General features: G+C 57.5%; 17 protein-coding genes. 7 read left to right on the forward strand and 10 right to left on the reverse strand.

The window, feature by feature from the left end; all coding sequences use genetic code 11:
- Positions 1-105: 105 nt before the first annotated feature.
- The 3 genes from ACFQUU_RS05990 to parC are packed head-to-tail and all read left to right on the forward strand — an operon-like array spanning position 106 to position 5,221.
- A complete protein-coding gene (locus ACFQUU_RS05990; RefSeq protein ID WP_382244092.1) occupies positions 106-2,094 on the forward strand; it encodes a DNA topoisomerase IV subunit B in 1,989 nt (662 codons plus the stop codon).
- Positions 2,095-2,123: 29 nt separating this feature from the next.
- On the forward strand, positions 2,124-2,900 hold the full coding sequence (locus ACFQUU_RS05995; protein ID WP_382244094.1) for a lytic transglycosylase domain-containing protein: 777 nt from the start codon (positions 2,124-2,126) through the stop codon (positions 2,898-2,900).
- Positions 2,901-2,911: 11 nt separating this feature from the next.
- A complete protein-coding gene (gene parC, locus ACFQUU_RS06000) occupies positions 2,912-5,221 on the forward strand; it encodes a DNA topoisomerase IV subunit A (RefSeq protein WP_382244097.1) in 2,310 nt (769 codons plus the stop codon).
- 157 nt (positions 5,222-5,378) lie between these two features.
- On the opposite strand, the gene ACFQUU_RS06005 is transcribed toward parC, so the two are convergent.
- The 7 genes from ACFQUU_RS06005 to ACFQUU_RS06035 all read right to left on the reverse strand — a co-directional run bounded on the left by ACFQUU_RS06005 (position 5,379) and on the right by ACFQUU_RS06035 (position 13,041).
- Positions 5,379-7,334: a DUF4214 domain-containing protein gene (locus ACFQUU_RS06005; RefSeq protein WP_382244100.1), complete on the reverse strand. Its 1,956-nt coding sequence runs from the start codon at positions 7,332-7,334 to the stop codon at positions 5,379-5,381.
- A 273-nt stretch (positions 7,335-7,607) separates the two neighbouring features.
- Positions 7,608-8,801: a PLP-dependent aminotransferase family protein gene (locus ACFQUU_RS06010; RefSeq protein WP_382244103.1), complete on the reverse strand. Its 1,194-nt coding sequence runs from the start codon at positions 8,799-8,801 to the stop codon at positions 7,608-7,610.
- Positions 8,802-9,065: 264 nt separating this feature from the next.
- On the reverse strand, positions 9,066-9,899 hold the full coding sequence (locus ACFQUU_RS06015; RefSeq protein WP_382244105.1) for a PhzF family phenazine biosynthesis protein: 834 nt from the start codon (positions 9,897-9,899) through the stop codon (positions 9,066-9,068).
- Between the two features lie 45 nt (positions 9,900-9,944).
- Positions 9,945-10,403: a RidA family protein gene (locus ACFQUU_RS06020; protein WP_382244584.1), complete on the reverse strand. Its 459-nt coding sequence runs from the start codon at positions 10,401-10,403 to the stop codon at positions 9,945-9,947.
- 83 nt (positions 10,404-10,486) lie between these two features.
- The gene (locus tag ACFQUU_RS06025) at positions 10,487-11,368 is read right to left on the reverse strand and encodes a DMT family transporter (RefSeq protein WP_382244108.1); all 882 of its coding nucleotides are present in this window, start codon (positions 11,366-11,368) and stop codon (positions 10,487-10,489) included.
- Between the two features lie 84 nt (positions 11,369-11,452).
- Complete coding sequence (locus ACFQUU_RS06030) at positions 11,453-12,043, reverse strand: LysE family translocator (RefSeq protein WP_382244111.1); 591 nt, start codon at positions 12,041-12,043, stop codon at positions 11,453-11,455.
- Between the two features lie 17 nt (positions 12,044-12,060).
- Positions 12,061-13,041, reverse strand: coding sequence for a threonine dehydratase (locus tag ACFQUU_RS06035; RefSeq protein ID WP_382244114.1), 981 nt, complete (start codon positions 13,039-13,041; stop codon positions 12,061-12,063).
- 107 nt (positions 13,042-13,148) lie between these two features.
- On the opposite strand from ACFQUU_RS06035, the gene ACFQUU_RS06040 reads away from it, so the two are divergent.
- The gene (locus tag ACFQUU_RS06040; protein WP_382244117.1) at positions 13,149-14,612 is read left to right on the forward strand and encodes a PLP-dependent aminotransferase family protein; all 1,464 of its coding nucleotides are present in this window, start codon (positions 13,149-13,151) and stop codon (positions 14,610-14,612) included.
- Between the two features lie 172 nt (positions 14,613-14,784).
- Complete coding sequence (gene htpG / locus ACFQUU_RS06045) at positions 14,785-16,698, forward strand: molecular chaperone HtpG (RefSeq protein WP_382244119.1); 1,914 nt, start codon at positions 14,785-14,787, stop codon at positions 16,696-16,698.
- 363 nt (positions 16,699-17,061) lie between these two features.
- On the opposite strand, the gene ACFQUU_RS06050 is transcribed toward htpG, so the two are convergent.
- Complete coding sequence (locus ACFQUU_RS06050) at positions 17,062-18,219, reverse strand: polysaccharide deacetylase family protein (RefSeq protein ID WP_382244122.1); 1,158 nt, start codon at positions 18,217-18,219, stop codon at positions 17,062-17,064.
- Between the two features lies 1 nt (position 18,220).
- On the opposite strand from ACFQUU_RS06050, the gene ACFQUU_RS06055 reads away from it, so the two are divergent.
- Together ACFQUU_RS06055 and ACFQUU_RS06060 are read left to right on the forward strand one after the other, a co-directional pair.
- Complete coding sequence (locus ACFQUU_RS06055; RefSeq protein ID WP_382244125.1) at positions 18,221-18,475, forward strand: hypothetical protein; 255 nt, start codon at positions 18,221-18,223, stop codon at positions 18,473-18,475.
- A gap of 24 nt (positions 18,476-18,499) precedes the next feature.
- Positions 18,500-18,820, forward strand: coding sequence for a hypothetical protein (locus tag ACFQUU_RS06060; protein ID WP_382244127.1), 321 nt, complete (start codon positions 18,500-18,502; stop codon positions 18,818-18,820).
- A 466-nt stretch (positions 18,821-19,286) separates the two neighbouring features.
- Here the strand turns inward: ACFQUU_RS06060 and ACFQUU_RS06065 are convergent, their stop codons facing one another.
- Positions 19,287-19,766, reverse strand: a complete 480-nt coding sequence (locus ACFQUU_RS06065) for an acyl-CoA thioesterase (protein ID WP_382244130.1) — start codon at positions 19,764-19,766, stop codon at positions 19,287-19,289.
- Between the two features lie 23 nt (positions 19,767-19,789).
- A complete protein-coding gene (locus ACFQUU_RS06070) occupies positions 19,790-20,224 on the reverse strand; it encodes a hotdog fold domain-containing protein (RefSeq protein ID WP_382244133.1) in 435 nt (144 codons plus the stop codon).
- Positions 20,225-20,334 lie beyond the last annotated feature (110 nt).

Raw genomic sequence — 20,334 nt, forward strand, 5'->3', positions numbered from 1 at the left:
TCGCGTTTCTTCTCAACGCCCGGCACGTTTTTCATTAGAATGCTGGGACTTATGTTTAAATACATTCCCTCTGGAAATAACCGCATCTTTGGCGTTTTCACTTGAATGGCAACTAAAAAATCCTCCGCCTCCGAATATAGCGAATCGTCGATCCGGGTCCTGAAGGGCCTTGAGCCGGTGAAGCAGCGGCCGGGTATGTACACCCGTACCGAAAATCCCCTGCACATCATCCAGGAAGTGATCGACAACGCGTCCGACGAAGCACTTGGCGGACACGGCAAGAACATTATGGTCACGCTGAATGCCGATGGCAGTGTCAGCGTGGAAGATGACGGCCGCGGCATCCCGGTCGGCCTGCATCCCGAAGAAAAGGTTCCGACCGTCGAGATCGTGTTCACCCGGCTGCATGCGGGTGGCAAATTCGACAAGGGATCGGGCGGCGCCTACTCCTTTTCCGGCGGCCTGCATGGCGTCGGTGTTTCAGTCACCAATGCCCTGTCCACTCGGCTGGAAATCACTGTCTGGCGCGAAGGCGGCATGCACCAACTCACTTTTGCCGACGGCGATGTGATTCAAAAGCTGAAATCCCGTCCGCTGGTCAAGGACGAGAAAAAATCCGGTACACGCGTCACTGTCTGGCCGAATCCCAAGTACTTTGATTCCCCCGTGATTCCCGGCGCCGAATTGCAGCGCCTGTTGCGTTCAAAAGCAGTCCTGCTGCCCGGCGTGAAAGTCACGCTGACAAACGCTAAAAACGGCGATACCCAGACTTGGCAATACGACCAGGGCCTGCGCGGCTACCTGGTCGAATCGCTGGCCCAGGCTTCGCATGCCGAACCGCTGATCCCATTGTTCGAAGGCCAGCAGTACGCCGGCAACGACGTGGAAGGTTTTGCCGAAGGTGAAGGCGCCGCCTGGGTGGTTGCATGGACCGAAGACGGCAACGTGGTGCGCGAATCCTATGTCAACCTGATCCCGACGCCTGCGGGCGGCACGCATGAAGCCGGTTTGCGGGAAGGCTTGTTCGGCGCGGTCAAGAGTTTCGTCGAAATGCACTCGCTGCTGCCCAAAGGCGTCAAGCTGTTGCCGGAAGACGTGTTTGCCCGTGTTTCTTTCGTGCTCTCGGCCAAGGTACTCGACCCGCAGTTCCAGGGACAGATCAAGGAAAGGCTGAATTCGCGCGATGCCGTCCGCCTGGTGTCGACCTATACCAGGCCAGCGCTCGAATTGTGGCTGAACCATCATGTCGACTACGGCAAGAAACTGGCTGACCTGGTGATCAAGCAGGCGCAATCGCGCCTGCGCTCCGCCCAGAAAGTCGAGAAAAAGAAATCATCAGGCGTGGCGGTCCTGCCCGGCAAGCTCACCGACTGTGAATCCGACGACATCTCGCGCAACGAGATTTTTCTGGTCGAGGGCGATTCGGCGGGCGGTTCGGCCAAGATGGGCCGCGACAAGGAATTCCAGGCCATCCTGCCGCTGCGCGGTAAGGTGCTCAACTCCTGGGAAACCGAGCGCGACCGACTGTTCGCCAACAATGAAATCCATGACATCGCGGTGGCGATTGGCGTCGATCCACACGGCCCGAACGATACGCCCGACCTGAGCGGCCTGCGCTACGGCAAGATCTGCATCCTCTCCGATGCGGACGTCGACGGTTCGCACATCCAGGTGCTATTGCTGACCTTGTTCTTCAAACACTTCCCGCAATTGATCGCACGCGGCCATATCTGCGTCGCCCGTCCGCCGCTGTACCGTGTCGACGCGCCGGCACGCGGCAAGAAGCAGGCGCAGAAGCTGTACGCGCTCGACGATGGTGAACTCGAAGCGATTGAAGACAAGCTGCGCAAGGATGGGCTGAAGGATGGCAGCTGGGGAATCTCACGCTTCAAAGGCCTGGGTGAAATGAATGCCGAGCAGCTATGGGAAACCACAATGAATCCGGATACCCGCCGCCTGCTGCCGGTGTCACTTGGCGACTTTGACCTTGCTGCCTCCGAATTGCGATTCAACATGTTGATGGGCAAAGGCGAAGCCGCTGCCCGCCGCGCATGGCTGGAAGAGCACGGCAACGAAGCGGAAGCCGATATCTAAGCCAAGCCGAAACCAAGCCAAAACACGCGATGCGACTTCTCGTTGCCCTTTGCCTGACCTTGCTGATGTTGGCCGCGCTACCAGCGCGAGCCGACATCTACGGCTACGTCGATGCGGAGGGCGTCGCGCATTTCTCCACCGAGAAAATCGACGCGCGCTATCAGCTTTATTTGCGGGGAACGACATCGTTTGATACCTCGCAACTCGGGGCGTCGGCCGCATCGGCTGAGCGAATCGAAACGCCACTGTCGGCTTATCTCTCCCGTCATCCCGGCCTGAAGAAAGTGGAAACCCTGGTGCATGACGCGGCGCGGGAATTCTCTCTCGATCCGGCATTGCTGAAAGCGGTGATGGCGGCCGAGTCGGGCTTCAACACGCATGCGGTATCGCCCAAGGGGGCCATCGGACTGATGCAGATCATGCCGGCAACCGCGGAACGCTACGGCATGCAAGGCGACCGCAAACGCAGCATCGCGCAAAAACTGACCGACCCGAAAACCAATATCCGGCTGGCGGCGCGTTACCTGCGCGACCTGCACAAGCTGTTTCCATCCCGCCCGGAACTGGTGATCGCGTCGTATAACGCTGGTGAGGGCGCGGTGCAGAAGTACAACAATGCCATCCCGCCCTATCCGGAAACGCGCAACTATGTACAGATCGTCAAGCAGTTTTACCAGATGTACAAGCCGGCTGCGCAGACGCTGGCCGTTGCTTCTGCTTCGTTCGCCGGCGAAATGTCCGGTGCAAAACGCATACACATGACCATACCCGGACGCCGCAACATGCCGGCATCCACACTCGAATAAATTCTGAACACATGACTGAACAAGCCACTCTGTTTGATGAGATGCCGTCTGGCGACGGCGAAGCGCTGACGCTGGCCACTTTTGCCGAACGCGCCTATCTGGACTACGCGATCTCGGTCGTCAAGGGACGCGCCCTGCCCGACGTCAGTGACGGGCAGAAACCGGTGCAGCGCCGCATTCTGTATGCCATGCATGAACTCGGTCTGAACGCCACCGCGAAGCCGCGTAAATCCGCAGCCGTGGTTGGCGACGTACTGGGCAAGCTGCATCCGCACGGCGACCAATCCGTGTATGACGCGCTGGTGCGCATGGCTCAGGGCTTTTCCTTGCGCTATCCGCTGATTGATGGGCAGGGCAACTTCGGCTCACGCGACGGCGATGGTGCCGCGGCGATGCGATATACCGAAGCGCGGCTGACGCCGATCTCCCGCTTGCTGCTCGATGAAATCGACATGGGCACGGTGGATTTTGCGCCGAATTACGACGGTACCTCGGAAGAGCCGAAGCTGCTGCCGGCGCGCCTGCCTTTCGTACTGCTCAACGGCGCATCCGGTATCGCGGTCGGCCTGGCAACGGAAATCCCTTCGCACAACCTGACCGAGGTTGCCAAGGCCGCGGTCGCGATGATTCGCAACCCGAAGCTGACGCATGCCGAACTGATGGAATTCATCCCCGGCCCGGATTTCCCAGGCGGCGGACAAATCATCACCCCGACCTCCGCAATCTCGGAAATGTACGAGAGCGGTCGCGGCACGCTCAAGGTGCGCGCACGCTGGAAAATCGAAGACCTGGCACGCGGACAATGGCAGGCGGTCATTACCGAACTGCCGCCGGGCACCTCGTCCCAGAAAGTGCTGGAAGAAATCGAGGAACTGACCAACCCGAAGGTGAAGGTCGGCAAAAAATCGCTGCTGCCCGAGCAATTGGCGACCAAGCAGATGATCCTGTCCGTGCTCGATACGGTGCGCGACGAATCCGGCAAGGATGCGCCGGTACGCCTGGTCCTTGAACCCAAGTCGAAGAACCAGGACCAGACCGAGTTCATGAACATTCTGCTGGCCCAGACTTCACTGGAAACCGGCAGCTCGATCAACCTCGTGATGATCGGCGGCGACGGCCGTCCGCGCCAGAAGGGCCTGACCCATATCCTGCGCGAGTGGATCGATTTCCGTTTTGCGACCATCACCCGCCGCACCCAGTTCAGGCTAAAGAAGGTCGATGACCGCATCCACATCCTGGAAGGCCGCGAAGCCGTCCTGCTGAACATCGACAAGGTGATTCGCATCATCCGCGAGTCCGACGAGCCGAAGCCCGCCCTGATGCAGGCCTTCAAGCTGTCCGATCGCCAGGCCGAAGACATCCTTGAAATCCGGTTGCGCCAGTTGGCACGCCTCGAAGCCATCAAGATCCAGCAGGAGCTGGATGAGCTTCGCAAGGAAAAAACCACTCTGCACGACTTGCTCGACAATCCGGCGTCAATGAAGAGATTGGTGATCAAGGAAATCGAAGCCGATGCCAAGCAATTCGGCGACGCCCGCCGCACCCTGATCAAGGAAGCCGAACGCGCAAGCGTCGAGCAAAGAGTCATCGACGAACCGGTCACCGTGGTGATTTCGCAAAAGGGCTGGGTCCGCGCGCGTACCGGCCATGGCCACGATCCGGCGCAGTTCACGTTCAAGGCGGGTGACAACCTGTATGGCACGTTCGAATGCCGCACTGTCGATACCCTGCTCGCCTTCGGTTCGAATGGACGGATCTACTCGGTGCCCGTGACATCCCTGCCGGGCGCACGTGGTGACGGCGTACCGGTCACCACCCTGATCGAACTGGCGAGCGGCACACGGCTGCTGCATTACTTTGTCGGGCCGTCCGATACGCTGCTGTTGCTGGCGTCGACGGCGGGCTACGGCTTTACCGCCAAGGCCGGCGAAATGGTCAGCCGCATCAAGGCCGGCAAGGCCTTCATGACGCTGGACGAAGGCGACGAACCTGTCGCGCCCCGTCCGGTGAGCGCCAATGCCAGCGCAATCGCCTGCATATCCGAAAAGGGAAAACTACTGGTGTTCGGCATGGACGAGATCAAGGCTTTGTCCGGCGGCGGACGCGGCGTGATCCTGATGGAGCTCGAAAAGAACGAGAAGCTGGTTGCGGCGCAACCGATCAGCCAGAAAGGCGTAACTGTGATCGGCATCGGGCGCGGCGGCAAATCGCAGGAGCTTCGTCTGACCGCATCCGACCTGACAGGCCATATCGGCAAGCGGGCACGCAAGGGCAAATTGCTGGAGTCGAAGATCAAGCCGGCTGGCCTGGTGTCGAATTAAACAGAGGGTTGCAGGGTGCGGCTTGCGCCCTGCTTGTTTGTTCTCCTGTTTCTGCTTGCTGTCTTCCCTGTCCTGCGATCTGTATCGCAACAGCCATCATTGCCACATGCGGCATTGGTGGCTGTTTCATTCGTTACGTTACAGATTGGAATTGATATTAAACCAGTACACCACTTGCCGCCTGCCCGATCAGTGTAACCAGGCTGGCCCCGTCTGCGCCAACACTGTTGGTCAGCGTAGCCAGATGCTCGGGGGTCATTGCCTGCTGATGCTCGCTCTGATAATTGACTGCATACAGCGACCAGTCGAGACGGTTCTGGAAGAAATCCTTGCCAGGAGTACCATCCGGCGAGCCCAGCGCGGCATTGGTCATTGCCATCACGAGTTGTCCGCGTGATTCGGAAGCGTGTTGCTTCACCCAGAAGTTGAGCCCTTCAGTATCCGGCGCACGGTTAAAAACGTTGTTGTAAATTGTTGTGACGAATTCAGTCGACGTCATCCACGTCGGGTAAATCGCTTTGACAACGTCTAGCGAAAACATGGTGTCCGCCACGGCGACATAACCACGTGTGGCTACATCCTTGGCCCAGTAGTTATAACCTTCGGTCTCAGGCGCACGACGGAACGCCGCAACATAGATCTGACCAAGCATGGAATCAAGGCTGGGGCCAGCCGTCAATCCGCTCACGCCCAGTATGCCGTCGCTGAACCGGATTTGTTCAACACCGCGGCACACCGCCACATTGTCGCTACTGTCGGTGACCAGCGTTGCATCGCTGCGCAGCTTGAGCACCTGGGTTTTCGTCATACCAGAGGACAGCAACAGCACGTCGGTGCCAGCGCCACCATAGATCAGGTCAGCGCCGGACACGCCAAGGAAGGTATCGTTGCCGTCCCCGCCCTCGAGAACATCGCCGCCACTCCCACCGCTCAGGGTATCGTCGCCGGCATAACCATAGAGATGATTGTCGACGGCATTGCCGATGATGGTGTCGCTACCCGTTCCACCCTTGGCGTTTTCGATCACCGTACCGAAATTGACCGTCACCTGAGCGGGCGAGGTAATCAGCGATGCCTTGCTGCCTAGGTAACCCCAATAACCCGCCTCGAGGTACAGCGTGACGCCCTGTGTGGTGTTGGTGCCATCAAGGCTGTCGATACCGCCGCCGTCCCAGATGAAGTTTGGCGTAGACGCGCTCAGGGTGTACACATTGTCCCCGGTCTGCGCGCTGGTACTCGGTCCGTACAGGTATTGGAGCGCGGCGATGTCCAGTGGCGAGTAACGCAAGCTGTATTCCGCAGGGCGACTGTTATAGCTCATCACCGTCCATTGCGAGGTATCTTCCGCAATGGGAAGTGCAGGACCGTCGCTAGCATTGCCAAGCGAATCGACAGACGTGAACGGATGCTTGAGACCGAGCGCATGCCCCAGCTCATGAATCAGCGTCAACGCAGAATAATCGCCATTGGTCGGCGTCAGGTTGCGCGCGCTGCTGCCTGTGTAGTTGAGCAGCAAATCGCTACCCTGATAGTCGTCAAACGGGAAATACGCGTAACCTGCCGATCCGGTCTGTACATTATTTGCCAGTACGATGGTGTTGGAGGCTGCGGGATTGGTCGTCTCGACAAACTGGACGCCGATGACGCTGGAGATATACGCGAAGGCTTGTCGTGCAAAAGTTTGTTGTTGTGCTGTGAAGGCCTTGAAGCCGTAGGCGTCTTCAGCCGTAAAGTGAGCAGGCGCAGCGGTGGGAAAGGTGTAGTAGATTGTCTTGCCACCCATCAGCAGCGACTGGAAGCTTGGCGCGGTTCCCGGCACCAGTGAGTCGATCCAGTACGGCAGCTTTTGCACGCCGCTGGCCCACGTCCAGTTTTCTATGTCCTCATTCGTCTTGTAAAAATCAGCGTAAATGATGCCGCTATCGGTTCCGGCAGCATCCCAGATCGAATCGAAGCGATTGCGGATGATATAAAAATCATTGCCGTTGCCGCCGTACAGGGCGTTGTTACCCGTACCACCGTCCAGGGTGTCATTGCCAGCGCTCCCGTATAGAACGTCGTTACCTGCTGTTCCCGTGAGATTGTCGTCGCCGCTGGTGCCGTAGATGTTCATTGACCACTCTTGTGTAGATGCATGCCCGGAAAAAACACCGGGTCTCAGGCGAGTCTAACAAAAGAGTTTCCTCAAAGCATTGGTTTTCAGGAAAACTACAACATAGATTTTTCCTATTTGGAATAACGGGGAAGTAAATGAACGGCTTGGTCGAGATCATTCAATCGTGCTGCGCGCGTGATCGATGTCATAAAAAATGCCCCTGTCGGGGCATTTTTTTATTCACCGCACATCACCTTTGCAGAACCAAACTCGCAGCGGCGATGTACAAGCTTACAGTTTTGTCGCAATCAGCTTGCCAAGACGCTCCACACCCTCACGGATCTTTGCCGGCGGAACCGTCACGAAGCTCAGGCGCAGGGTATTGTTTTCCGGCGTGTTCGCATAGAACGGAGCGCCGGGGACAAAGGCGACCAGCTGCTCGATCGCCTCATCCAGCAATTCCATGCTGTTGATATGCTTGGGCAGCGTTACCCAGATAAACATACCGCCTTCCGGCTTGGTCCAGGTTGCCGAGGACGGGAAGAATTCCGTCAGTGCCTGCAGCATCGCATTACACTGGTCCGCATACAGCTTGCGGATGGTCGGGATATGCTCGGTGAGGAAGCCGTCCTTGATCGCTTCATAGACCACCATCTGTGTCAGTGTCGCGGTATGCAGGTCGGCGGCCTGCTTCGCCTGCTCCAGCTTGCGGATCAATGGAACCGGGGCAACGACATAGCCAAGGCGGATACCGGGCGTCAGCACTTTCGAGAACGATCCCATGTAAATGACGCCGTTCGGATTCATGGTCAGCAGCTTTTGCAGCGGTTCGCCGCGATAGCTGAGTGCGCCGTACGGGTCGTCTTCGATCAGCGGCAGGCCAAGGCGCGCGCAGGCTTCGACAAGAGCGATACGGCGCTCGACCGGCATGGTGCGGCCGGTCGGATTCTGGAAGTTCGGCAGTGCGTACAGCAGACGGGCGCCCTTGCCGACGGAAGCGAGATGCTCGGGCAGAAGGCCGTACTCATCGGTGGGAACGGAAACGAATTCGGGACGGTACATGGAAAAAGCCTGCAGCGCGCCGAGGTAGCTCGGCGTCTCGACAAGGACTCTGCTGCCTTCATCGACCAGGACCTTGGCCAGCAGGTCGAGGCCTTGCTGAGAACCGGAGACCATCAGCACTTGTTCCGGCACGATCTTGGCGCCATCGGTGGACAGGGAATTGGCAATCCATTCCCGCAGCGGGCCATAGCCGTCGGTTGGACCGTACTGCAGTGCGACCTTGCCCTGCTTCGACAACACGGTGTCAAAGGCGGCGCGCATGCGCTCGACCGGGAAGGTCTCGGGAGAAGGCAATCCGCCCGCGAAAGAGATGACTTCCGGACGGGCTGTCACCTTCAGGATTTCACGGATGGCCGAGCTTTGCAGCTGTTGTGCGCGCTCGGAGAATTGCCACTGAATCGGGGTAGGATTTTCCATTTTCATACTTGTCTCACTTGGTTGATGGCAAATGGCGCACCGCTCATTCACCTTGTTAAGCCTTGCTCGTGGCGGGCTTTTGTCAAACCGGCATCGGGTAGACGCAGGCCGGAATGGAGATTGTAGTGCATGCAGCGCGATCCCGGTTTTGATCGTTCGACGGAACCGCAAAATTTTGTAGGTAGTTGCCGCTGGCTGCCGCTTGTTTTACCTGCGATTGCCAGTAATGCCCCGCGACAGCCTGGATTGATGCAGGTTCGTATGACCGCTCTAGGCAACGATGTATCCCTCAATACAGTTCACTGCCTGGCCACCAAGCCAGATGGTGTCGCCATCATGGACGATACGGATATGTCCATCGCGGCCGACGCACCTGCCCTGTCGTGCCTGGTAATCCACAGCACCACGCCGCTGTCGCAGGTAATAGGCCACAGCCCCATTGCCACTGCCGCACACCGGATCTTCCGGCGTTCCTTCATGCGGGGCAAACGAACGGACTTCCGGCGTATCGCTGTCCAGGCCAAACAGATTGAGACCGTTGGCCCCAACGCGCCGTGCGATTGCGGAAATGGCTTCCATGGACGGTTTCAGTTGACGCAATGCCTCGCCACTCGCGACCTGTGCGGTCAACCACGCTACGCCAAGATCGACAATCACCGGTGTATCCAGCAGCGGTGCACCGATCGCGTCCTCGACGGCCGTGCGTGCCGCTTCGTCAACTTCTTTGAAATACGCCTTGGGCAAGGCGATCGAAACGCCCTCCGGACCGGTCTTCAGATTGACCAATCCAACGCCACATTCCTGCACCAGCATTCCTTCCTGTTTAGGGCGGAAGCCCGATGTCAGCAAGGCGTGCGCGCTACCGATGGTAGGATGCCCGGCAAAACGCATTTCGCTGGCCGGACAAAAGATACGCAACCGGTAATCGGCCGAGGGATCGGCGGCAGTGCAGACAAAGGTCGTTTCGGAAAGGTTGGTCCAGCGCGAGATCGCCTGCATCTGTTCGGTCGTCAAGCCGTCGCCATCCAGGATGACGGCAACGGGATTGCCCTGATAAGGCAGCGTGGTGAAGACATCGACTTGCCTGAATCGGCGCTGGATCATGTGTACTCCGTTGGTTTCAACCCTGGTCCGGGCGATAACGCGAAATCATGCGATTTCCGCGATCAATTCAATTTCAACGCAAGCGCCCATCGGGATTTGCGCGACGCCGAAGGCGGAACGGGCATGCTTGCCTGCCTCGCCGAACACTTCGCCGAACAGTTCGGATGCGCCGTTGGTCACCAGGTGCTGCTCGGTGAATTCCGATGTGGAATTCACCAGGCTCATCACTTTGACGATGCGCCTGACACGATTGAGGTCACCGCCGCAGGCGGCCTGCAGAGTCGCTATCAGATCGACGGCAATCGCGCGTGCGGCCTGCTTCCCCTCTTCGGTTTCCATGTTCTTGCCGAGCTGGCCGACCCATGGCTTGCCGTCCTTCTTGGCAATGTGGCCGGAAAGGAAGACCGTATTGCCGGACTGCGCATACATCACATAGGCGGCAGCGGGGGCGGCAACGGCAGGCAATTCGATGTTAAGGGCTTTGAGTTTGTCGTAATAGGACACGGTATTCTCCAGTAATGGGTTGTCGAAGGGGTTACCAAACGGTTGAAGGGTTGGCATGGACAATTATTTTAACTGTCAACGACTCAACGCCGGATACTCATCCGCCTGCCGACCGCGACGACGGCCACCACTGCAATCGCAAACAGAAAGTTTCGCGCATCCAGCGCTTCGCCAAGAATCAGGGCGGCACCGATCAGCGTCAGGAAAGGCTGCAGCAGTTGCACCTGTCCTACACGTGCGATACCGCCGAGGGCCAAGCCTTTATACCAAAAGAAGAACCCAATAAACATCGAAAATAACGACACATAACCAAATCCTATCCATGCGCGCGGAGAGGCATCCAAACCGTAATTCCAGCAAAGCCAGACGGTGATCGGCAGCAGAATAGGCATTGAAAGCACCAGCGCCCAGGAGATGACCTGTTGTCCGCCCATGGATTGCGACAGGCGTCCACCTTCTGCATAACCCATCGCGGCGGCGATGACCGCGGCAAACAGCGCCAGATCCGCGACATGGAATTCGCCGCCACCCTGCCACAACGCAAAACCAACGACCAATGCACTGCCAAAAAACGCGGCAATCCAGAAGCCGACGGAAGGACGTTCGCCAAAACGCAATGCGCCAAATAGCGCGGTGGCAAGTGGCAGAATACCGATGACCACCGCACCATGCGACGCCGGTACGTACCGCATGGCAATGGAGCTGAATACCGGGAAGCCGACCACCACACCGAGTGAAGTGATAGTCAACGCACGCCATTGTCTTGGTGTGGGACGCGGCGCACCCACCCACCAAAGCAATGCGGCGGAGCCCATGGCCGCCACGACGGCACGCCCTAGCGCGACCAGCACCGGATTCAGTTCCGCCACTGCCATCCGGGTAAAAGGCAAGGTCAGGCTGAAGATCGCCACGCCCACCATGCCCATCCACATGCCACGATTTTCCTGGCTCATTGCTGCGTTCATCCGCTTTCCCCTGGTACGTGCTTATTCGATTAGTTGCGTGCCTGCTTACCCGTTAGGTGCTTAATGGCTTACGATCTGGCACATTCACAGCCAGATCGCCACGGCGGAATACAAGGTCAACAGCACCATCATTACGCAGAACAAACGCTGCCAGTGTGGTTCCGCAAGATAGCGACGCAATGCCGCTCCTGTGCCGGCCCAGATACCGATGCACGGCAGATTGACGGTGCAGAATACGAGGCAGAACAAGGCAATCGCAAACCATACCGGCTGCATCAGCGGCAGGAAAGCCGAAGCTCCTGTTACCGCCATGACCCATGCCTTCGGGTTGGCGAACTGGAACAGCGCCGCGCCCATGAAGGACATTGGCCGTGCATGCTGGTTTTCATGCTGACGGAAAGCCATGCTGCGCAAATTCCACGCAAGATAGACCAGATAGGTCGAGCCCAATACCTTGAGTACGATATGAATTGCCGGAACAGCCAGTAACAAACTGCCGACACCTGCAGCGCAAAGCGCCAGCATGACGCCGAAGCCGAAGGTTATACCCAGCATGTGCGGAATCGAACGCTGGAAGCCGAACAGGATGCCCGACGAAGTCAGCATGATGTTATTCGGCCCGGGCGTGATCGATGAGACAAAGGCAAACAAGGCGAGAGGCAGCAACGATTCCATGACAATTTCCCAAAGTATTAATGAGTATGTGGATGCCCTTGCAGGACGCGGGCAAACTGTTCGCCATCGACATTGCCCCCGCACAGCGGGATTCCGATCTTGCGGCCTGCCAGCCGGGACTTCATCTGCATTGCGGCGGCCAGCGACGCAGCTCCCGCCCCTTCCGCGACATTGTGCGTCGTCATGAAATACAGACGCATGGCTGCTTCGACTTCATCGTCGGTGACCGCGACCACGTCGTCCGCATAGCGGATGATCCATGCCAGCGATGCTTCGTCCGGAACGCGGCATGCCATGCCGTCCGCTGTAATAGTCGTCACCGGCGATTCCAGCTTGCGCTTCTGCTCGTAAGAGAGCTTGTAGGCCAGCGCATGTGCGGAAACCACACCGACGATCCGGGTAGACAGGCCTAGCGCGTGCCGCGCGGCGATCGCGCCACAGATGCCGGAGCCCTGCCCGATCGGCACAAATACGGTGTCGAGGTCTGGCTGCGCGGAGAAGAGCTCCATCCAGTAACTGGCGACACCGTTGATCAGATCATGGTGACAGGAAGGGATCATGTGCAAACGTTGTTCCTCGGCCAGCTGGACAGCGTGTTCGCGGCTTTCCTGAAATTCCCTGCCATGTTCAATCAGGTTGGCGCCAAGTGCGCGCATCGCCGCATTCTTTTCTTTGCTGTTGCCCTGCGGGACCACGATGGTAGCTTGCATTGCCTGACGCCCGCAGGCAAATGCGACGGACTGGCCGTGATTGCCGCGTGTGGCCGAAATCACGCCACGTACATGCGGCGCACGCCTTGCCAGTTCATGCATGTACACCAGTCCGCCACGCACCTTGAAGGCACCGGTCGGCGTATGGTTTTCATGCTTGACCCAAGCCTCGGTACCCAGCGCTTCGTTGAGCAGCGGCCACGAATACTGGGGTGTTGGTGGCATCGCCCGATAAATAATCTGTGCCGCAGCGTCAAGTTGTTCACGGGTCGGGAGCGGCATGGTCATCGTCGGCTTTCGGTTGCAGTGTAAAGAAGGTTGGACTATGCTAATCGACAAAACCAATACAGTACCAGTACAGTTCCTCAAATAATCCTAATCACTGTCACGGCAAAATGACCAATACAGCCAATTCGCGTAAAGCCGCCGCACTCAGCGTAGTCAGCTCGCAGACCTTGTCCCGGGAAGGAAGCGAATCGCTGGTCGACCAGATCGTGCGTTCCATTGAAGCGCGGATAGACGACAAATTATTGCGCAGTGGAGCGCGCATGCCGTCGATCCGGCAATTCGCCGAGACGCATGGCGTATCGCGCTTTACCGTGGTGGAGGCGTATGACAGGCTCGTGGCCAAAGGCTATATGGAATCCCGGCGCGGCTCGGGATTCTATGTGCGTGAACGTTCGCCGATGATCGCGGCGGGCAATTCCCGCCCTGCCGAAATGCCGCCACAACAGCTGGATGTAGTCTGGCTGGTGCGCAACATGTTCCGTCAGTATCCGGCCCAGCACACGCCCGGTTCGGGTTTGCTGCCAAGTGACTGGCTGGACGGCGAACTGATTGCCAACGGCTTGCGTGCGATCAGCCGGCAAAACCTGAGCCTGTTGCTGCAGTATGGCAACCCGCAAGGCTTTCTGCCCTTGCGTCAGCAATTGCAATTGAAACTGGCAGAGCTGGAAATCGCGGCGACACCCGAACAGATCGTTACCACGTCTGGCATCACGCAAGGCCTGGATCTGGTAGCCCGGCATTTTGCGCAGCCGGGCGACACCATCTTCGTCGATGATCCTGCGTGGTTTCTGATGTTCGGCTCGTTCGCCACACTTGGCGCCAAGGTGGTTGGCATTCCGCGTCTGCCGGACGGGCCGGATATCACCAAGCTGGCCGAGCTGGCGGCGGTGCACAAGCCACGCTTCTATGTCATCAATTCCGTGCTGCACAATCCGACGTCGACTTCACTGTCGGCCGCCAAAGCCTTCCAGATCCTGAAAATCGCCGAACAGCATGATTTCACTATTGTCGAGGACGACGTTTATTGCGACCTGCATCCGGGCAGCACCGTGCAGCCTGCCACCCGCATCGCTTCGCTGGACCAGCTGAACCGCGTCATTTACCTGGGCGGATTTTCCAAAACCCTGGCCGCCAACCTGCGGGTCGGCTTCATCGCCACCTCGGAAGACATGGCCAAACGCCTGTCCGACCGCAAAATGCTGTCCACCCTGACGACTTCCGATATTGGCGAACGCATCGTCTACAAGATCCTGTCCGAAGGCCATTACCGCAAGCATGTCGACCGGCTACGAAGCAAACTCGATACCGTGCGTGACAAGACCGTCAAACAGCTGGAACGGGTCGGCCTGACCATCGATATCACCACGCCCGCCGGCATGTTTGTGTGGGCCGACACCGGGCGGGACACTCATGTGCTGACCGAAAAAGCGCTGGAACAAGGGATTCTGCTGGCCCCAGGCAGCCTGTTCTCGCCGAGCCAGTTGCCATCTACCCGGATGCGCGTCAATGTCGCCTCGGCAAGCGATGTGTCGGTGCTGCGCTTCCTTGAGCAGGAGCTGGGGAAAGCCTGAATGCCTTCAAGGTCGCGTTGCCGGCGGACATTCAGGGTCTTGAAATTGGCCAAACTATCCCCAACTGGCAGGAGTTGTCATACCAACACTTCCGGTGCGTAGATTTGGAAACCGTTCCGGGCATGTGCAGGTTTGGCCCCCTGACAATTCTTTCATTGATTTCGAGGTAAAAATGGTCGTAGCCGAAAAGCAAACCCTGGGTTTTCAGGCAGAAGTCAAGCAGCTGCTGCAATTGATGATTCATTCCTTGTACTCCAACAAGGAAATATTTTTGCGGGAACTGATTTCCAACGCGTCGGATGCATCAGACAAACTGCGCTTTGAAGCGATCAACAACAACGCCCTGTTTGAAAACGATCCGAACCTGAAGATCAAGGTCACTTTCGACAAGGCGGCACGCACCATCACCATTTCCGACAACGGCATCGGCATGAGCCGCGACGAGGCGATCGAGCACCTCGGCACCATTGCCAAGTCGGGCACCAAGGAATTCTTTTCGAGACTGTCCGGCGACCAGCAAAAGGACGCGGCACTGATCGGCCAGTTTGGCGTCGGCTTCTATTCGGCTTTCATTGTTGCCGACCGCATCACGGTCGACAGCCGCCGCGCCGGCCTGCCCGCTGACCAGGGCGTGCGCTGGGAATCAGCCGGCGAAGGCGACTTCAGCGTCGAACCGATCGAAAAAGCGACACGCGGTACCGACATCACCCTGCACCTGCGCGAAGGCGAAGATGAGTTCCTGTCCGTCTGGAAGCTGAAATCCATCATCCGCAAGTATTCAGACCATATCTCGCTCCCCATCCTGATGCAGAAAGAAGAATGGGACGAAGAGAAAAAGGAAACCGTCGTCAAGGACGAATTCGAGACGGTCAACCAGGCGAGCGCGCTCTGGAGCCGCAGCAAATCCGACATCACCGCCGAGCAGTACGAAGAATTCTACAAGCATGTTTCGCATGACTTCGAAGCGCCGCTGGCCTATACCCATAACCGCGTTGAGGGACGCAGCGAATATACCCAGCTGCTCTACATCCCTGCCCGCGCGCCGTTCGACCTGTGGGACCGCAACAAGCGCGGCGGCATCAAGCTGTACGTGAAGCGCGTCTTCATCATGGACGACGCAGAACAGCTGATGCCGGTGTACCTGCGCTTCGTGAAAGGTGTGATCGACTCCGCCGACCTGCCACTCAATGTCTCGCGTGAGATTCTGCAGGAGTCGCGCGACGTCAAGGTCATCCGTGAAGGCTCGACCAAGCGCGTGCTGGGCCTGCTGGAGGAATTCGCCAACAGCGAAGACCAGGCGCAGAAGGACAAGTACACAAAGTTCTGGACCGAATTTGGCCAGGTGCTCAAGGAAGGCGTGGGCGAAGACCAGGCCAACAAGGAACGTATCGCCAAGCTGCTGCGTTTTGCATCGACCCACAACGACAGCGATGCACAGACCGTATCCTTTGAAGAGTACATTGGCCGCATGAAAGAAGGCCAGGACAAGATTTACTACGTCACTGCCGACAACTATGCGGCAGCGAAGAACAGCCCCCATCTTGAAATCTTCCGCAAGAAAGGCGTTGAAGTCTTGCTGCTGACCGATCGTGTAGACGAATGGATGCTCTCCTTCCTGCACGAAGTGGAAGGCAAGGAACTGGCATCGGTGGCGAAGGGCGATCTTGATCTCGGCAAGCTCGAAGACGAGACCGAGAAGAAACAGCATGAGGAAACCGAGAACCAGTACAAGGACCTGGTCGAGAAGATGAAGTCCGCCTTGTCCGACAAAGCCAAGGATGTGCGCGTGACTTTCCGCCTTACCGATTCTCCGGCCTGCCTGGTCGCGGACGAGCATGAACTGTCCGGCAACCTGCTGCGCATGCTGAAGGCAGCTGGTCAGAATGCGCCCGAGTCCAAGCCCATCCTTGAGATCAACCCTGACCATGCATTGGTTCAGCGACTGAAATACGAGGAAGCGAAGTTCAACGACTGGGCACACATCCTGTTTGATCAGGCAACGCTGGCTGAAGGCGGCAACCTTGCCGATCCGGCAGGGTTTGTGAAGAGGTTGAATGAGATGTTGCTGGGGATGGCAGGGAAGTAAGGGAACGGGTTCGCTTCCTGCGCATTTCCCGCTCGTAGTCAGTGAAGTTTCGATGAATTACATACTGTTCTGATAGTTTCAATGCCCTGCCAGTACGCACCGTAGGATCCCCTCCTCCTTGTAGGGGGAGGGCTAGTGAGAGGGTACTGCGGTCGAACAATCACAATCGATCGAACAACCATTCCACCCCCATCCCAACCTTCCCCCTAGAAGGAGGAAGGAGCTTTACGGAGCGGCCCTCAACCATTTTGACCTACGGTTGTAGCTGGACTAATTTGTCCGGTTACTCGAAATAAAAAGCGGGGCTTCAACGCCCCGCTTTTTATTTACCCATCATTCAATATCTCACTAGCACTTGCCACATCACGGCGTAACTTCCACCGTCACCGTCTCCCCAGGCCGCACATCAAACAGTAACTTCCCGCCGGAGATCGTCGAGGCCACGGTATTCCCGGCACTGTTACGCACCTGCACCTGACCCTTCAATGTCTCCTTCACCGGCAACCCTACTGTAAGAGGCGCATTGCAAACGCCTGCATTAAAACTGCCCGCGAGTCGTACGGTCGCCCTGCTTGACGACGCTGCGGTCGCGGTCGGCGTCACCTGCGGCCTGCACAGGCGGTAGCGAGCGACATTCGCATAGGTGTCGATCCACAGTCTGGAGGCATACTGACTTGCATGGCTTAAGTGATCCTGCAGGAACTGGGACGTCACCGGGCTCCATCCATCACCATCGACCCCATGCCCACCCGCGACCAGCCAGCCGCCGGAATTCACCATATCGGTCAGCTGATTGTTTGCAGTTGCAAGAGCTTCAGCAAGCGTCGCTGTGTGGTCCTGATCGAAGAACGCAAAGGCATAGTTACCTCCGCTGATTTCCTTTTGACGCACGGAAAAGTGATTCTGATTGGCGATGGAGAAGGCCTTGCTTGTGTATTGGTGCCAGGGGAAGGCAAACGTCAGCGGACGTACGCCCAGCTTCTGCTCGATCAATTGCTGCGCACCATTGATCTCGGTATTGAGGGTCTGGTCACTGAGCGTTGGATCTGACATATCGATCGTATGCGTCATCGAATGGTTGCCAACCTCATGCCCCTTGTTGTGCAGGGTCTTCCAGAAGTCCCAACCCGTCGTGCCTTCGACTGTCGTCGGCACGATGTAGAACGTCGCCCTGAATCCACGGTTTTCAAAAATTGCCGCGATCTTGTCGCTTGATGTATAGCCGTCGTCGAATGTATAAGACGCCGCCGCTTCCTTGCCGCCCTTATACCGCGTCACCTGGGGCGCGGTCAGGTCGAAGCAGCGATCGACGATGGCGCTGCAGTCGGTGCCTGGCGATGGGGTCGGGGTTGGTGTGGGCGTAGGAGTAGGCGTGGGGGTTGGTGTGGGCGCCGGCGTCGTGGAACCGTATTCACAGATCTTGTTAGCACCAGGAAGCGGGTCGCCGAACACGTTGTTGTTACAGGCAATCGAACCGGTCGCGGTCCGTGTTGCATAGGTGCCATTGAGTCCATAGCGCACCGTGCGTGTCCCTGTAAATGTGCATGTTCCGTATTCATCTGCGCATTTTGTCCACGTCGTCGGCGTAGGAGTCGGCGTAGGAGTCGGCGTCGGTGTGGGCGTCGGTGTGGGCGTCGGTGTGGGCGTCGGTGTGGGCGTAGGAGTAGGTGTCGGCGTTGATGAGTCGTACTCACAAATCTTGTTTGCACCGGGAAGCGGGTCGCCGAACACGTTGTTGTTACAGGCAATCGAACCGGTTGCAGTCCGTGTCGCATAGGTACCGTTGAGTCCGTAACGCACCGTGCGTGTCCCTGTAAATGTGCATGTTCCGTATTCATCTGCGCATTTTGTCCAGGAAGTTGGCGTTGGCGTTGGCGTTGGCGTTGGCGTTGGCGTTGGCGTTGGCGTTGGCGTTGGCGTTGGCGTCGGTGTCGGTGTCGGTGTCGGTGTCGGTGTCGGTGTCGGTGTCGGTGTCGGTGTCGGTGTCGGTGTCGGTGTCGGTGTCGGTGTCGGAGAAGGTGTAGTCACCGCATACTCGCAAATCTTGTCCGCGCCAGGCAGTGGATCGCCGAATACTTCATTACTGCAACCAATACTGCTTGTAGCCGTACGCGTTGCATAGGTTCCGTTCAATCCGTAGCGAACCTGTGTGGTACCCGAAAAGGAGCACGTCCCATACTCTTCCGCACATTTAGTCCATGTCACGGTAACCGCTTCGGCCGCGAAACTTGAACTGCCTGTCCCACCCTGACTTGTTGCACCGCCACCAGTGCTATCGGTACCTCCACCGCAGGCAGCCAGCCCGCTCAACATGGTGAGAAGAAGACTATTAAGAACCGGGGGACGCATTCTCCTCATGTCGACGCTCCTTTAATTTGTAATTAATGGTAGAAGCCTCCATGTTATTGAGCGGCCGAAATAATTAATTGATTGAAATCTCCTTCAACACGGCAAGAACTTGCGATATGTTAATGCCGTAATAGGCAATATTTCGCAACGGAAAACTAAGGGTGCGTAGAAGAGAACTGGCCTGAGGCAGGCGAGCATGCATCAGGCAAGAATAAGCGGATGTACCCGCTCTTAAACCTTCAGGCCGCTGTGCCGACGACCCCGCGCGACGCTTCTACTGCCTGCATGACCGTCAACGGATCCACAACACCTTGACGTGACTTGATGACGCCCTTGGACGTGCCGATTGCCACGACCCGGTCTCCGGCCATAAAGGTATGCGTCATGTAGAAATACTTTTCGTCCCAGTGGGTCACAGCCAGCGAAACTTCAAAGCGCTCAAACAGCTTCAGCGGTTTCTTATAAGTCATTGTGTGCTCTGCAATGATCGGCATCCACTTGCGCCTCAGCATGACTCTGGCAAGGCCTGAACGAATGAAGAGATCTACCCGGTTCAAATCGCAGATCGTAAGATAGCGCCCATTATTCATGTGCAGGTTGACATCCAGGTCGTTTGGCAAAGTTCGCAGACGGAGCCTGCTGATCATCGCGTCGGCCGGCAGTCGTTCTCTGAAAAACGACAGGATGAATACATACAACATGCGCAGCAAAAGATTCATGTCCGGCTCCTGTTATGACCGCCTTACTTCAAGTTCATGGTGATACGGGCGGTGAATACCTTTTTGCCTGCGCTATCGAACGCAGCCACCGGCACGTCGACATTCCCGGTTTGCTGCCAATCGACTGCAGCACCGTCGGCGATAACCCTTATATCGGTTTTAGCCTTGGCAAGGTATTGCACCTGCATGCCCACGGGAATCCATTGACGGCCATCCGGAATCGACACAGTGGTCATGGTGCCGGCGGCAAGTTCGGCCGCATTGCATAAGGCAATCGCGTGCACGGTGCCGATATGGTTGTGGACTTCACGCCGATTGGCAAACGTCACCTCGGCATAACCTGGGCGCAGGTCCAGGAAGGTCGGAGCTATCGTCGAGAAATAGGGCGCAAAATTGGCTACTGCCTTGCTAAAGCCTTGATTGCCCATTTGTTTGTACATCGCCAGCGTCTGGTTCATGTGTGTCCTCGCTCAGGTATCTCAGATGAAATTTGCCGCCGCGCCCGGTACGCGGTATGGTGCGGCTTCCGAAACTACAGCAATTACCGAACTAGAATAGTATTCTAGAA

It is taken from the genome of Herbaspirillum sp. GCM10030257 (assembly GCF_042666555.1).
Classification (GTDB): domain Bacteria; phylum Pseudomonadota; class Gammaproteobacteria; order Burkholderiales; family Burkholderiaceae_D; genus Noviherbaspirillum.